Genomic DNA, 14,949 nt, shown 5'->3' with positions numbered 1-14,949 from the left:
CGGCCATCGCTTCGCCTTTCACGGGATGGCGCTGGAGGCGCTGCCCTCGGGTGCGCTCTGGTGGCCGGAGGGGCGCTGGCTGGTCGTGGCCGACCTGCATCTGGGCAAGTCCGAGCGGATGGCGCGGCGCGGCGGGCCTTTGCTGCCGCCCTATGAGGGGTTGGCGACGCTCGCGCGGCTTGCCGAGGACGCCGCGCGGCTTCGCCCTGCGACGATCGTGAGCCTCGGCGACGGGTTCGATGATCTCGCGGCAGTGGCGGCGCTTGATCCGGCGGTGGTCGAGGGGATCGCCGCATTGGCCCGCGACCGCGACTGGATCTGGATCGGCGGCAACCATGATCCGGGCCGGCCGCAGGGCGTGCCGGGTCGGGGCGCGGAGGAATTGATGCTGGGGCCGGTCACGCTGCGCCATGCTGCTGTCGCGGGCGCGGGGCCGGATATCTCGGGCCATTATCACCCGGTCGTCCGGCTGGCCGGCGAAAGACGGCGCGCGTTCCTCCTCGGCTCTGACCATCTGCTGCTGCCGGCTTACGGCGCCTATACCGGCGGGCTGGCAAGCGATGATCCGGCGCTGAAGGCTCTTGTCCCCTCCGGCCTTGCGATTGCCTGCGGACGCGGGACGACGCTTTTGCCTCTGGTCGCGAGGGAAGGCCGAAGGAGCCGCGGGCGCCGCCCCTGGATAAGATAAGGGGCCGCCCAGACGGACGGCCCCTTGCATGCCTTGGCAAAGATCGGATCAGAAGCGGAAGTTCAGACCGAGCTTGATGTTGCTGTAGTCGATGGTCGCCTGAGTGGTGTAGCCAACCGCCTCGAGCTCTTCCTTGCCGAAATTGGCGTATTCGTATTCGGCGGTCAGCGAGACCCGGTCGGTGAACTGGCGTTCGACGCCGAGACCGACGATATAGCCGTCGGTGTCGAAGCCGACATCCTGACCGGCGACCTTATAGTCGACATCCGCGCGGCCATAGCCGACGATGCCATAGACCATGGTGTTCGGCTGAACGATATAGCCGGTCTTGAAGCGCAGCGCATACATGCTCTTGAGCTTTGCTTCCGCCTCAAGCTCGGTCCCGCCGATGGTGCCCGAGGTGTCGCCCTTGACGTCGCCGCCTTCCCAGGCCAGTTCCGGGCCGAAGACCCAGCGGTCGCGCTGCCAGCGATAGCCGACGCGCACGCCGGCATTGACGCCGTCGCCCTTCATCTCGCCAATGTTGCCCAGCAGCGTGTCGGTCTCTGCATCGCTGATGCCGACGCGATCCTTGCCGCCAAAGGCATAGCCCAGCGTGACACCGGCATAGCCGCCGGCCCAGTTCGCGATCGGCTCTTCGACGACAGGCGCGAGGACCGGCTCTACGACGGGGGGAGTATAGCCACCGGCAGTGGCAGCACCGGCCCCGAGCGCAAGCGAGGTTGCCACAATCGAAAGATGCTTAACATTCATATCTTGTCTCCAGAGGCAATGTGCATCGTTTTAGGCCGCACGCGATCGCGCGTCACGCCATCTGCGTCGTAGGAAACATCGCGAGGGCGCCAATTCCAAGGGCCAATGCGAGAATCCTTAATTAATTATTCTACGCGAAGGCTAGCCGCGTCGAAAGTGGAATTGCCGAAAACACGAAATATTGTCTCAAATATCAAGGTTTTCAACGCTCAGGGCGTTCTGCTGGATGAAATCCCGGCGTGGCTCAACAACATCACCCATGAGCTTGGTGAAAATGTCATCAGCCTCGCTCAGGTCATCGACACGAACCTGCAACATTGTGCGGGCAGCCGGGTCCAGCGTGGTTTCCCAAAGCTGTTCGGGGTTCATCTCGCCCAGACCCTTGTAGCGTTGCAGCGACAGGCCCTTCTCGCCCTCGAGGAAGATTGCCTGCAAGAGGTCCAGCGGGCCATGGATCGGAATGTCGCGATCCTTGCGGATCAGATGCGCGGTCTTGCCGTAGATTTCCTGCAACCCCGCCGTCATCGCGCCAAGGCGGCGGCTCTCTCCGCTGCGCAGCATCGGCCCGTCCAGCGTGCGCGATTCTTCGACCCCGCGAAGCTGACGGGTCAGACGGATGCCGGCATCCTGCGTCGGGCGGCCGGACCAGCCGCGCTCGTATTCCTCGGCGATCATGTCGAGGCGCGCGGCGACGGCCTGTGCCACCCCTTGCGCATCGGCATCGACCCGACCCTGCACCAGCGCTCCGGCAATCGCCGCCTGCTCGGTGATATGGGCGGGGTAATGGGTCGGATAGGCACGCAGGATCCGGCGCGCGGTCCGCGCCTCCTCGACGACGCGGGCCAGATCCGCGCCGCTGATGTTTTCGCCGTTCCCCAGCCTGAGGCTCGCCCCGTCGATCCCTTGCTGGATCAGGTAATCCTCAAGCGCGGCCTCGTCCTTCAGATAGACCTCCGACCGGCCGCGGCTGACTTTGTAAAGCGGCGGCTGCGCGATATAGAGGTGCCCCGCCTCGATCAGTTCCGGCATCTGGCGGAAGAAGAAGGTCAAGAGCAGGGTGCGGATATGCGCGCCGTCCACGTCGGCATCGGTCATGATGACGATCTTGTGGTAGCGCAGCTTGTCCAGGTTGAACTCGTCCCGTCCGATCCCGGTCCCCAGCGCGGTGATCAGCGTGCCCACCTGGTCCGAGGACAGCATCCGGTCAAAGCGCGCGCGCTCGACGTTCAGGATCTTGCCGCGCAGCGGCAGCACCGCCTGGTTCTGGCGGGCGCGGCCCTGCTTGGCCGAACCGCCGGCCGAGTCGCCTTCGACGATGAACAGCTCGGAAAGCGAGGGGTCTTTCTCCTGACAGTCGGCCAGCTTGCCGGGCAGGCTCGCCACGTCCATCGCGGTCTTGCGCCGGGTCAGCTCGCGGGCCTTGCGGGCGGCCTCACGGGCCAGCGCCGCCTCGATGATCTTGCCGACGATCTGCTTGGCCTCGGCGGGATTCTCCTCGAACCATTCCGAAAGCTTCTCGTTCACCAGGCTCTCGACCGCCGGGCGCACCTCCGAGGAGACCAGCTTGTCCTTGGTCTGGGACGAGAATTTCGGATCCGGCACCTTGACCGACAACACGCAGGTCAAACCTTCGCGCGCGTCGTCGCCGGTGAAGTCCACATTCTGCTTGCGGGCCGAGGCGTTCGACTGCGCGTAACTGTTTATCACCCGGGTCAGCGCGCCGCGAAAGCCCGCCAGATGGGTGCCGCCGTCACGCTGGGGGATGTTGTTGGTAAAGGGCAGCACCGTCTCGTGATAGCTGTCGTTCCACCACATCGCGACCTCGATGCCGATGCCGTTCTTCTCGCCCTGGATGAAGATCGGCTCGGCCATCACCGGCGTCTTGGAGCGGTCGATGAACTTCACGAATTCCCGCACACCGCCGTCATAGTAAAGCTCGGTGCGAAGCGGCTCGGCCGGGCGCTCGTCCTCCAGGATGATGCGTACGCCCGAATTCAGGAAGGCCAGCTCCCGCAGCCGGTTTTCCAGCGTCTTGTAGACATAGTCGAGATTCGAGAACGTGCCCTCGCCGCCCTCCGCCTTCGAGGAGGCGAGGAAACGGACCTCGGTGCCCTTCTCGTCCGGGGCATCGCCCACGACGCGCAGATGCTCGACCGTGTCGCCATGCTCGAAGCGGGCGTAATGTTCCTTGCCATTGCGCCAGATGCGCAGTTCCAGCCAGTCGGAAAGCGCGTTCACGACCGAGACGCCGACGCCGTGCAACCCGCCCGAGACCTTGTAGCTGTTCTGGTCGAACTTCCCGCCGGCATGAAGCTGGGTCATGATGACCTCGGCCGCCGAGACGCCTTCGCTCGGGTGCATGTCGACCGGAATGCCGCGCCCGTTATCGCGGACGGAAACACTGGAATCCGCATGGATCTTGACGCGCACGAAGTCGGCATGGCCGGCCAGCGCCTCGTCGATGCCGTTATCGACGACCTCATAGACCATGTGATGCAGGCCCGAGCCGTCATCCGTGTCCCCGATATACATGCCGGGGCGCTTGCGCACGGCTTCCAGGCCCTTGAGAACCTTGATGGAATCGGCGCCGTAATCGGAGGGCTGGGGGGCGGGTTCGGTCATTGTCATTCTATCCTGCCTTGGGCTCCCATCTTATAGGGGGTCGACGCCGGAATGTCACGGGAAAGCCACAAGATTTAGCGGCCAAAGCCGTGTTTCCCCGGCGTTCCGCCCGCCTTTCGCTGCCGCCTCCGGCCCGCAAGCCAGGGCTGGCTTTCACCGTTTCCCAAATACCCGACCGCAACCGACGCAAAAGGCGCGGCGCCCGTCGGTTTCAGGCCAGCCCGTCCTCGTCAAGCAGCGTGGTCCCGTCGCGGCTTTCGATCTCGATGACCCAGAGGTCCGGGTCGCGGCCGGCGTCGCGGGCGATCTCGGCGTCGATCTCGCGCTCGGGGGCCTCGTTCAGGCGCATCCACAGCCGCCGGTCGGTCTCCAGATCCCATTCCCGGATCCAGAGGCTCGCCCGCCCGTCCAGCGTCGCGCATTTGACCATGACGGCCCCGGCAGTGTCGTCGCCATGGCGGGTGACATAGGCCGGAATATCGGCAAGCTGCAGCCGGCGCAGATAGGCCGAGACCCAGATCCCCGCCGCCAGCCGCGCTTCAGGCATCGCCGTCGCGGAAATCGAGGCCCATCTCGTTATAGCGCTCGGCTTCGTCCAGCCAGTTCTCGCGCACCTTGACCTGCAGGAACAGATGGACCGGGCGACCCATGAACTCGCTCAGTTCCGCGCGCGCGGCCTGACCGACGGCCTTGATCGTCTCGCCGCCCTTGCCAAGGACGATGCCCTTGTGGCCGGGGCGCGCGACATAGACGATCTGGTCGACGCGGGCCGAGCCGTCCTTCTTCTCCTCCCATTTCTCGGTCTCGACCGTGAGCTGGTAGGGGATTTCCTCATGCAGGCGCAGCGTCAGCTTCTCGCGCGTGATCTCGGCGGCGATCATGCGCATCGGCAGGTCGGCGACCTGATCCTCGGGATAAAGCCAGGGACCAGCCGGAACCTCGGCGGCCAGCCAGTCGGCCAGATCGTTGCAGCCATAGCCCTTTTCGGCCGAGACCATGAAGGTGCGGGCGAATTCGAACCGCGAATTGGCCTCCTCCGAGAGCGCGAGCAGCACCTCGGCCTTGACGCGGTCGATCTTGTTGATGACCAGCGCGACCGGGGTATTCCCGGCATGTTCGCGCAGGTTGTCGATGATGGCCTGCGCGCCGTCGGTCAGGCCGCGATGCGCCTCGATCAGGAACAGGATCACATCGGCATCGGCCGCGCCGCCCCATGCGGCCTTGACCATGCTGCGGTCCAGCCTGCGGCGCGGGCGGAAGATGCCGGGCGTGTCGACAAAGACGATCTGCGCATTGCCGTGCATCGCGATCCCGCGGATGCGGGCGCGGGTCGTCTGCACCTTATGGGTGACGATCGAGACCTTGGCCCCGACCATCCGGTTCAGAAGCGTGGATTTCCCGGCATTCGGTTCGCCGATCAGGGCGACGAAGCCCGCGCGCGTTTCGGTCATCTGGTTCCTTCGATCTGCCCGAGCAGGGTGCCGGCGGCGGCCTGTTCGATGCTGCGTTTGGTGCCTTTGCCGCTGGCCACGGCCTCGCGGCCATCGTCCAGCCGGACGGTGATTTCGAATTCTGGGGCGTGGTCGGGACCGCTGCGCGAGGTCTGGACGTAGCGCGGCGGGTTCATGCCATTGGCCTGCGCCCATTCCTGAAGCGCGGTCTTGGCGTCCCGGCTGTCATCGTCGACATTCCTGAGCCGCTCGTCCCAGAGGGTCAGGATGACCTTTCGCGCGGCCTCGAGCCCGGCGTCGAGATAGATCGCGGCGATCACCGCCTCCATCGCGTCGGCAAGCAGCGCCTCCTTGCGGCGGCCGCCCGACATCATCTCGGACCGGCCAAGCTTCAGCACCTCGCCCAGCCCGATATTGCGGGCGATCTCGGCGCAGGTCTCGCCCTTGACGAGGGCGTTGTAGCGTGGGGCAAGCTGGCCCTCGGTCGCGGCGCGGTCGGCCGAGAACAGCGCCTCGGCCATGGTCAGGCCAAGGACGCGGTCGCCCAGGAATTCCAGCCTTTGATTGTCCGGCCGCGTCGTGGTCGAGATCGAACCATGGGTCAGGGCGCGCTGCAAAAGTTCGGGCCGGGCGAAGTCATGGCCCAGACGCTCGGAGAAGGCGCGAAGTTCGGCTGAAATCTTCATGTTCCGATCCTGCCACGGCCCCCCTTCCGCGGCAATTCCTCCTTAATCGACGGCCTTGAAGAAACGGTCGGCCCGCCAGGTCCAGAAATAGAGCAAGGACTTCCCGGCCGAGGAGAACATGATCCGGTCGGCACGACCGATCAGGTATTCCGCCGGCACCATGCCGACGCCGCCCAGCGAGGCCGGCCAGCGCGAGTCGCCCGAATTGTCGCGGTTGTCGCCCATGAAGAAGTAATTGCCCTCGGGCACGGTGAATTCCGGCGTGTTGTCGCCCGGCCCGTTATCGGTCAGGTTCAGCACGTCATGGCTGACGCCGTTCGGCAGGGTCTCGGTCAGGCGCTCGGCCACGCATTGGCCGTCGGTCGCCGCGTGGATCTGGCCGGGGCAAGGCAGGCTGCCCTGCGGGCCTTGCGGGGCCTGTTCCTCGATGAAGGTGCCGTTAGCCACCTGCGGCGCGGCCTCGCCATTGATATAGAGGACGCCATTGCGCATCTGGACCCGGTCGCCGGGCAGGCCGATCAGGCGCTTGATGAAATCATCGCCGCGCGTCGGGTGACGAAAGACGACGACATCGCCGCGCTCGGGCTCGGATCCGAGGATGCGGCCGGGGATCGGGCAGATCGAGAAGGGGCAGGAATGGCTGGAATAGCCATAGGCCATCTTGTTGACGAAAAGGAAGTCGCCGATCAGCAGCGTGTCCTTCATGCTGCCCGAGGGGATCCAGAAGGGCTGGAAGAACAGCGTGCGGAACACGCCTGCGATCAGGAGCGCCCAGAAGATGGTCTTGACGGTTTCCCAGATGCCCCCATCCTTGCGGGCTTCGCTTTTGGCCATGGATGCCGGTCCCCTCATGCGGATTTCGCGCGTTCATGGGCCGCGCGGCGCGGCAAAGTCAAGCGAAAGCGCCCGGTTCCGCCCGCGCGCTCACGCTCTCGGGAAGGGCCTCGATCACGACGAATGCCTGTGCCCAGGGGTGATCGTCGGTCAGGGTGACATGGACGACGGCGCGGTGGCCCGCCGGCGTCATCGTTCGCAGCCGTTCCGCCGCCCAGCCGGTCAGTTCCATGACCGGCTGGCCGCCGCGTAGGTTCCTGACCGCCATGTCCTTCCAGCTAATCCCCATCGCAAGCCCGGTGCCGAGGGCCTTCGAGCAGGCCTCCTTCGCGGCCCAGCGTTTCGCCAGCGTCGCCGCCTCGAGCTTGCGGCGTGCGGCAAGGGCAAGCTCGGTCTCGGTGAAGACGCGCTTGCGGAAGCGGTCGCCATGGCGTTCGAGCACGCCCGCGATGCGGTCGATATTGGCAAGGTCGGTGCCGATGCCGAGGATCATCCGCTGGTTGCTCCTGCTGCTGGATGGGTATTTGGAAAACGGTGAAGCTCAGGCGTCCCGCGCGGCGTCCATCCGGCGGCGCATCTCGCGGATCGCCTCGTCAAGGCCGATAAAGACCGATTCCGCGATCAGGAAATGGCCGATGTTCAGCTCCTTGATCTCCGGGATGGCGGCGATGGGTCCGACCGTGTCGAAGGTCAGGCCGTGGCCGGCATGGACCTCGAGCCCGACGCTGTCGGCCAGGGTCGCGGCCTCGCGCAGGGCGGTGAGTTCGGCGTCGCGATCGGCCGGGCGGCCTTCGGTGTCGAAATCGCAATAGGCGCCGGTGTGGAGTTCCACCACCGCAGCGCCGATGCGGGCCGCGGCCTCGATCTGCGTCCGCTCATGCCCGATGAAGAGCGAGACGCGGCAGCCCGCCTCGCGCAGAGGGGCGATAAAGGCGGCGAGAGCGGCTTCGTTTCCTGCGACGTCGAGGCCGCCTTCGGTCGTCCGCTCCTCGCGTTTTTCCGGGACGAGGCAGACCGCATGTGGCCGGTGCCGGAGGGCGATCGCCTGCATTTCCGCGGTGGCGGCCATTTCGAGATTGAGCGGCAGGCGGAGGCTGGCCATCAGGTTGTCGATATCGGCATCCGAGATATGGCGGCGATCCTCGCGCAGATGGGCGGTGATGCCCTCGGCGCCGGCGGCTTCGGCCAGTTCGGCGGCGCGCACCGGGTCGGGCCAGGGCGTGCCCCTTGCGTTGCGGATGGTGGCGACATGGTCGATGTTCACGCCAAGACGAAGCATGGTCTTTCCTCCACGGATACCGGCCGGTTCTAGTGCGTCGCGCTGCCTTGTGCGAGTCCAGATGCGGCCACCCACCATTCGGGATGCGCGGTTGCGATGGCCCTGCGCGCCGTCTCGGCGCTGGCCGCGTCGGGATAGAGGCCGAAGCAGGTCGCGCCCGAGCCGGACATGCGGGCAAGCGCCGCGCCCGTGTCCTCGATCGCGCAGAGGCATTGCGCGATTTCGGGCATCAGGCGGATCGCCGGGGCCTGAAGGTCGTTCCGGCAGGTGCCGAGGAAGCGGATCAGGCCCTCCGTATCGGCGAAGGCGGGCAGGTTCGGCGGCATGGGGGCGTTTTGCCGGCAGTCGAGCGCGGCAAAGACCGCGGGGGTGGAGAGACCACGCCGCGGGTTCACCAGCAGGACATTGAGCGGCGGAAGCGGGGGGAGGGGGGTGAGGATTTCGCCGAGCCCCTGCATTCGCGCGGGCTTTCCGGCCATGCAGACGGGGATGTCCGCGCCAAGCGCCTCGGTTCCCGCTGCGCTTGTGCCGAGGGCGCGCAGGACCGCCGCGGCATCGGCGGATCCGCCGCCGATGCCCGAGGCGACGGGCAGGTTCTTTTCCAGCGTGATCGCGACCTCGCGCCCGGCATGGCGCGCGGCGCGCAGGCAGAGATTGTCGGGGGCCGCCGTCAGCTCACCCGCGAAGGGGCCGGTGAGACGCAGCGAGAGCGGCCCTTCCTCGACCGTGACCACATCGCCGAGTTCGAGGAACACGACGAGCGAGTCGAGCAGGTGATAGCCGTCGGCGCGCTGGCCGGTGACATGCAGGGTGAGGTTCAGTTTCGCGCGCGCCGCCTCGCGCCGTGGCAGGCGCATCCTAGTTCCTGGTCGTGTCCGGGGCTTTCGGCGCCGGCAGCTTGCCGCCATTCGCCTTTTCCTCGGCAAGGACGGCGTCGAGGCCGCGATCCAGCTTGGCACGGATGCGATGGGCGTCGCTTTCCAGTTCGGGCTTCAGCGACAGGGCGCGCTGCCACTGGATCTCGGCCTCGCGGTGGCGCCCGACCATCCAGTAGATGTCGCCCATATGGTCATTGACCAGCGAATCCCCCGCCATCGCGGCGGCGGCCCGTTCCATCGGCGCGACCGCCTCGTCGTAGCGGCCCAGCCGGTAATAGGCCCAGGCCAGCGAATCGAGGATATAGCCGTCATCCGGCCGCAGCTCGACCGCGCGCTTGATGAGGTTGAGCGCCTCGTCCAGCTTCTCGCTGCGGTCGACGAGGCTATAGCCGAGATAGTTCAGCACCTGTGCCGAATCCGGGCGCAGTTTCAGCGCGGCGCGGAAATCCGCCTCGGCCTTGGGGAACTGGCCCGAGCGTTCCAACGCGATGCCGCGGGCGTAAAGCGGGAACCAGCGCACCTCGCCGGCTTTCCCGTCCATGAGCGACAGCGCCTTGTCATAGGCCGGAATGGCCTGCGGGAATTTCTCCTGCTGGCGCAGCAGGTCGCCAAGCGCGATCCAGCCCTGCGCCAGTTCTGGATGGGCGGCGGTCAGGGTCAGCGCCGCCTTTTCCGCGTCATCCAGCCGGTCGGCGCGCGCCAGCGCGTCGATGCGCGAGAGTTCGGCGATCGGGCGCATGTCGCCAAGCTCACGCAGGGCGTCGAATTCCGCCTCGGCCAGGTCGAACTGGCCGAAGCCCTGCAGAAGCTGGGCCGAGATCAGCCGCGCCTCGCCCAGATCCGGGGCCAGATAAGCCGCGAGCCGGGCATGGATCAGCGCCAGCGGATCGGGCTCCTCGCTGGAGGCAAGGACGCTCGCGAAGGTCAGGAAAACCTGCGCGATGCCGTCCGCGGGGCTGCGCACGCTGTCGAAGGGCAGGGTCTCGCCCTTTTTCATGCGGTCGCGCAGGGCGATCAGATGCGGCTCCTCGGCAAAGCCGGGGGTCGCCTCGAGCATGGCGATCGCGTCGGCATTGCGCTCGAGCTGCGACAGGATCTGGGCGCGGGCGATGACGCCGAGGATATGCGCGCCGGTCGACGGATCGGCCAAGAGCACTTCGGCCCCCTCGTAATCCCCGACCGCCGCCTTGGCGAGGGCGAGCTGATAGTTCACGATCGGGCGCGCGCCGCGGATCTTGCCCATTTCGTCGAAGGCAGAGAGCGACTGGCGGGCATTTCCCGCGCCCAGCAGCGCCCATGCCCGCATCAGCTTGTCGAACAGCATGTTGCCGCCCGGCGCGGCCGCGCCCATCCCGTCTGCGGCAGGGGGCGGAGGGGCGGTGTCGATCGCATTCGCGAGATCCTGCCAGCGCCCGGTCTTTGCAAGCTCTGCCCGCTGCATCAGCCGGGCGAGTTCGGTGGCGCGGCCCTGATCCGACATGGTCACGGCAAGGGCTGCGGCGCGCTCCATCTCTCCGGCCGAGATCAGGGCGACAAGCGCGGAATCCTGCAGGAAGGGATCGGTGTCGTCCTGCGCCATGGCCTGCAGGTAATATGTCGCGGCGCTCTGGAAGTCATTGCCGATCGCCGCCTGCCGCGCGGCGAGATAGGGTCCGGCGAGGCCATGCGTCTCGGGGGCGGGGGCGTCCTTGCCGTCCGCAGGTTTCTGCGTCGCCGGGGGCGCGTTCTGGGCGAGATCGGGGGCGGCATGAACGGCCCCGGACAGGCTCGACGTGGCAGTCAGCGCGATGAGCGCCAGGGGGAGCAATCTTGTCGTCACGGTTTCGGCCCAGTCCTTGGCAATACCCGTTGCGACCCTAGCGGCCCCCGCGCCGATGGGCAACGCCGGGACTTGCCCGGCATTGCCACGCCCCGATCACATATTCGGGTAGTTCGGCCCGTCGCCGCCCTGGGGTGTCGTCCAGTTGATGTTCTGGCTGGGATCCTTGATGTCGCAGGTCTTGCAATGGACGCAGTTCTGGAAATTGATCTGGAAGCGCGGCCCGTCCTCGCCCTCCAGCACCTCATAGACCCCGGCCGGGCAATAGCGCTGCGCCGGTTCGGCATAGAGCGGCAGGTTCACCGAAATCGGGATCGAGGCATCCTTCAGCCGCAGGTGGCAGGGCTGGGATTCCTCGTGGTTGGTGAAGCTGAAGCTCACATTGGTCAGGCGGTCGAACGACAGCTTGCCATCGGGCCTCGGGTAGTCGATCGGCTTGAAATCGGCGGCCTTGCCGGTCGCCTCGGCATCGGTCTTGCCGTGCTTCCACGTCCCCAGCGGGTTCCAGCCGGTCAGGTTCGCGACCCACATGTCGAAGCCCCCCAGCGCCAGCGAGGGCCAGAGGCCCAGCTTCGACCAGACCGGCTTGACGTTTCGGACCGGCTTCAGGTCGCGGGCGATGGCGCCGCCGCGCACCTCGGCCTCGTAATCCGCAAGCTCGTCGCCCTCGCGGCCCGCAGCAATCGCCGCCGCCGCCGCATCGGCCGCCGCGATCCCCGACAGCATCGCGTTATGGTTGCCCTTGATCCGGGGCACGTTCACCAGCCCGGCCGAGCAACCAAGCAGCGCCGCGCCCGGCACCACCATCTTCGGGATCGACTGCCAGCCGCCCTCGGAAATCGCCCGCGCGCCGTAAGCCACGCGCTTGCCGCCCTCCAGGAGTTCCGCAACCATCGGGTGATGCTTGAAGCGCTGGAACTCCATATAGGGGTAGAGATAGGGGTTCTTGTAGTTCAGGTGGACGACGAAGCCGACCAGCACCTGATTGCCGCCGAGGTGATAGATGAACGACCCGCCGCCGGCATTGCTGCCCAAGGGCCAGCCCATGGTGTGGGTGACGGTGCCGGGCTTGGCCTTGGCCGGGTCGATCTCCCAGATCTCCTTCATGCCGAGGCCGAATTTCTGCGGTTCATGCCCGGAGGAGAGGTCGTATTTGCCGATCAGCTCCTTGGCGAGGCTGCCGCGCACGCCCTCGGCGATCAGGACATATTTGCCGCGCAGCTCCATCCCCGGCTCATATTGCGGGCCGGGGGTGCCGTCGGCCTCAAGCCCCATCTCGCCGGCGACGACGCCGACGACGCGGTCACCCTCATAGACCAGCTGCGAGCAGGCCATGCCGGGAAAGATCTCGACCTCCAGCGCCTCGGCCTGTTCGGCGAGCCAGCGGCAGACATTGCCCATGCTGACGATGTATTTGCCGTGGTTCGACATCAGGGGCGGCATCGGCCAGTTCGGCACGCGGACCTGACCCTGCTCGCCCAGGATGTAGAAATTGTCGGTGGTGACTTCGGTTTCGACCGGAGCGCCCTTTTCTTTCCAGTCCGGGATCAGCTTGTCGAGGCCCGAGGTGTCGAGAACCGCGCCCGAGAGGATATGCGCCCCGATCTCGGAGCCCTTCTCCAGCAGCACCACGGAAAGCGCAGGGTTCACCTGCTTCAGCCGGATCGCCGCAGACAGACCCGACGGCCCCCCACCAACGACCACGACGTCATATTCCATCGACTCGCGGACAATATCGCTCATGGCTGGGGCCTCCCTTGCATCCTAGCTCCTTCAGTGCGCGACAGACCTAGCGTCTATCGCGCGCGGCGGCAATGGAAACGCAACGAACCATCGGCTTGGGCTGGCGCCCCTCTGGGCAAAGGATTGCGGATGGTCGGATCCGGGCTTGAAACGCTGGGACAATCGCGCCACGATGCCGGAAAATCGCGCCCTCGACCCTGAAAAGGTCGGGGGCGTTGTAACACATTGTTTCGCGCAGAATGGTGCCGCAACGCCGCGGACGGAAGGACCGAATGGAAAAGATACCAATGACCCGCGCCGGCTTCGACCTGCTTGACGAGGAACTGCGCGAGCTTCGCGCGGTCGAACGTCCCGCCGTCATCCGCGCCATCGCCGAGGCGCGCGAGCATGGCGATCTGTCGGAAAACGCGGAATATCATGCGGCGCGCGAAAAACAGAGCTTCGTCGAGGGCCGCATCAAGGAGCTTGAGATGATCATCTCGCGCGCCGAGGTCATCGACACGTCGAAACTGTCCGGCAGCGTCAAGTTTGGCGCGACCGTGACCCTGCTGGACGAGGATACCGAGGAAGAGCGCACCTATCAGATCGTCGGCGAGGCCGAGGCGGATCTGGAACGGGGCCTCCTGAACCTGCGCTCGCCCTTGGCGCGGGCGCTGATCGGCAAGGACGAGGGCGACAGCGTCGAGGTCGTCACGCCCGGTGGTGGGAAATCTTATGAGATCATTTCGGTCCGCTACCTCTGATGCGGGGTGGGGCGCATGACCGCGCTTGATGCCCTGCGCCGCGCCGGCGATCACGGCCGCGACCGGCCGGTGATGCTTGGCGCGGTCGCGAGCCTTTGCTGGCTGGCGGTGGTGCTGGTCCTCGCATGGCTCGCGCCCGAAAGCACCGAAGCCGAGGGCGAGGCCGCGCCGGGCGGCTGGCTGCTTTGGTTCCTGGGGATCGTCCTGCCGCTGGTGCTGATCTGGTTTGCGGTCTGGTCGGCGCGAAGCCTCGCGCGCCTGCGGCTTGAGGCCGACGAGTTGCGCGCCGCGCTGGCGCAGATGCGGGACATGGCCGAGCCGCGCGCCGAGGCCCCGCGTGTAGCCCCGAGCCCGCCCACGGAACGGCGGGTCGTTCCGCCACCGCCACCGCCCCCACGCGCGGCGCAGCCCGAGGCGCGGCAGCCCGGCCTTGATCTCGGCATGTCGAATGCGCCCGAATTGACCCCGACCGAGCTGTTGCTCGCGCTGAACTTTCCCGACGGTCCCGAGGATCGCGAGGCGATTCGCTGCCTGCGCCTTGCGCTGGCCGATCCCGACCTCGCCCGGCTGATCCGCGCCGCGCAGGATGTCGTCACGCTGCTGGCCGGGCAGGGGGTCTATATGGACGACCTGCAGATCCCCGAGACCGATGGCCGGCTCTGGCGCCGCTTTGCCCAAGGCGCGCGGGGTGTGGATGTGTCGGGGCTGGCGGTGATCGAGGATGCCTCGGCGCTTGCCACCGCAGGGACGATGCTGCGCGGGGACGAGGTTTTCCGCGATGTCGCCCATCATTTCCTGCGCCATTTCGACCGCCTGCTGGGTCAGCGGGCCGAGGGCGAGGATGTGAAGCTGCTGGCCGTGCTGGCTGAAACCCGGTCCGGCCGCGCCTTCCTGCTGCTGGCGCAGGCGACCGGGATGCTGGGCGATCAGGCGGAACCGGACGAAGGCTAGACCGGCAGCCTGAGGACATGGGCCCGCGCCCGCCAGGGCCAGCCCATCCTTTGCCGGCCGTTGGGCAGGAAACCAAGCGAGGTCCAGACCGCGAAGGCGGCGCGGTTGCGCGCCTCGACTTCGACCCGCAGGGCGGGATGGCCAAGGCGGCGCGCCTCGTGGCCAGCCGCTTCGACCAGCGCGCGGGCGATGCCCCGACCGCGCCAGGGCGGGCGGACCGCCACCCCGTCAAGGATCAGGTCGCGCGTCTCGGCCCCGCCGCGGCTGAGACCCGCCGCCATATGCCGCAGATGCCCCCGGAACGGACCGAAGGCCGTGTAAAATCCCTCGGCCCCCTGCGAGAGGAAGCCGCCGCTTGCGCCGCGCAATCCCGCGATGCCGACCAGCGTTCCGGCCCGTGACAGCGCGACCAGCGCGCGTTCGCCATTCATCGCGGCCCCGACAAGCGCGATGCCGTGGCGCGGCGGCGTCGGCAGGAATTGCAGCGCCGGGCCGAAGCTGC

The 14,949-nt window shown here is 66.9% G+C and carries 15 protein-coding genes; 3 read left to right on the top strand and 12 right to left on the bottom strand.

Annotation, left to right across the window (positions count from 1 at the left end; all coding sequences use genetic code 11):
• Window positions 1-688: ligase-associated DNA damage response endonuclease PdeM (gene pdeM, locus VNQ78_RS16860; protein ID WP_325691917.1), on the top strand; the 688-nt coding region annotated here is incomplete at its 5' end.
• 48 nt (window positions 689-736) lie between these two features.
• Here the strand turns inward: pdeM and VNQ78_RS16855 are convergent.
• The 11 genes from VNQ78_RS16855 to VNQ78_RS16805 form a co-directional block, all read right to left on the bottom strand.
• Window positions 737-1,441, bottom strand: coding sequence for an outer membrane protein (locus VNQ78_RS16855; protein WP_325691915.1), 705 nt, complete (start codon window positions 1,439-1,441; stop codon window positions 737-739).
• A gap of 186 nt (window positions 1,442-1,627) precedes the next feature.
• Entirely contained in the window at window positions 1,628-4,063 is a 2,436-nt protein-coding gene (gene gyrB / locus VNQ78_RS16850) for a DNA topoisomerase (ATP-hydrolyzing) subunit B (RefSeq protein WP_325691913.1), read from the bottom strand.
• 211 nt (window positions 4,064-4,274) lie between these two features.
• On the bottom strand, window positions 4,275-4,610 hold the full coding sequence (locus VNQ78_RS16845) for a DUF1491 family protein (protein ID WP_325691911.1): 336 nt from the start codon (window positions 4,608-4,610) through the stop codon (window positions 4,275-4,277).
• Entirely contained in the window at window positions 4,603-5,514 is a 912-nt protein-coding gene (era, locus tag VNQ78_RS16840) for a GTPase Era (protein WP_325691909.1), read from the bottom strand. Before era ends, VNQ78_RS16845 begins: the two co-directional genes overlap by 8 nt.
• Window positions 5,511-6,200, bottom strand: a complete 690-nt coding sequence (rnc, locus tag VNQ78_RS16835; RefSeq protein ID WP_325691907.1) for a ribonuclease III — start codon at window positions 6,198-6,200, stop codon at window positions 5,511-5,513. The genes era and rnc overlap by 4 nt, the downstream gene beginning before the upstream one ends.
• A 42-nt stretch (window positions 6,201-6,242) precedes the next feature.
• Window positions 6,243-7,034, bottom strand: coding sequence for a signal peptidase I (gene lepB, locus VNQ78_RS16830; RefSeq protein WP_325691905.1), 792 nt, complete (start codon window positions 7,032-7,034; stop codon window positions 6,243-6,245).
• Between the two features lie 58 nt (window positions 7,035-7,092).
• On the bottom strand, window positions 7,093-7,527 hold the full coding sequence (gene acpS, locus VNQ78_RS16825) for a holo-ACP synthase (RefSeq protein WP_325691903.1): 435 nt from the start codon (window positions 7,525-7,527) through the stop codon (window positions 7,093-7,095).
• A 48-nt stretch (window positions 7,528-7,575) separates the two neighbouring features.
• Complete coding sequence (locus VNQ78_RS16820) at window positions 7,576-8,313, bottom strand: pyridoxine 5'-phosphate synthase (RefSeq protein ID WP_325691901.1); 738 nt, start codon at window positions 8,311-8,313, stop codon at window positions 7,576-7,578.
• 29 nt (window positions 8,314-8,342) lie between these two features.
• Complete coding sequence (locus tag VNQ78_RS16815; protein ID WP_325691899.1) at window positions 8,343-9,170, bottom strand: 4-(cytidine 5'-diphospho)-2-C-methyl-D-erythritol kinase; 828 nt, start codon at window positions 9,168-9,170, stop codon at window positions 8,343-8,345.
• Between the two features lies 1 nt (window position 9,171).
• Window positions 9,172-11,010 (bottom strand): tetratricopeptide repeat protein, encoded by a 1,839-nt coding sequence (locus VNQ78_RS16810; protein ID WP_325691897.1) that lies wholly within the window; start codon window positions 11,008-11,010, stop codon window positions 9,172-9,174.
• Window positions 11,011-11,106: 96 nt separating this feature from the next.
• Entirely contained in the window at window positions 11,107-12,753 is a 1,647-nt protein-coding gene (locus VNQ78_RS16805) for an electron transfer flavoprotein-ubiquinone oxidoreductase (protein ID WP_325691894.1), read from the bottom strand.
• A gap of 272 nt (window positions 12,754-13,025) precedes the next feature.
• Here VNQ78_RS16805 and greA point away from each other — a divergent pair, with 272 nt between their 5' ends.
• On the top strand, window positions 13,026-13,496 hold the full coding sequence (gene greA, locus VNQ78_RS16800; RefSeq protein ID WP_325691892.1) for a transcription elongation factor GreA: 471 nt from the start codon (window positions 13,026-13,028) through the stop codon (window positions 13,494-13,496).
• A 15-nt stretch (window positions 13,497-13,511) separates the two neighbouring features.
• Window positions 13,512-14,447 (top strand): hypothetical protein, encoded by a 936-nt coding sequence (locus VNQ78_RS16795; RefSeq protein ID WP_325691890.1) that lies wholly within the window; start codon window positions 13,512-13,514, stop codon window positions 14,445-14,447.
• Here VNQ78_RS16795 and VNQ78_RS16790 read toward each other — a convergent pair.
• Window positions 14,444-14,949 (bottom strand): GNAT family N-acetyltransferase (locus VNQ78_RS16790; protein ID WP_325691888.1); only part of this gene is annotated, 506 nt, incomplete at its 5' end. The genes VNQ78_RS16795 and VNQ78_RS16790 overlap by 4 nt on opposite strands.

Origin of the sequence: Paracoccus sp. (in: a-proteobacteria), from assembly GCF_035556475.1 — a bacterium.
In the GTDB taxonomy this organism is placed as follows: domain Bacteria; phylum Pseudomonadota; class Alphaproteobacteria; order Rhodobacterales; family Rhodobacteraceae; genus Paracoccus.
Note: the sequence above shows the minus strand (reverse complement) of the source record. Positions and strands in the feature narration are given on the sequence as shown.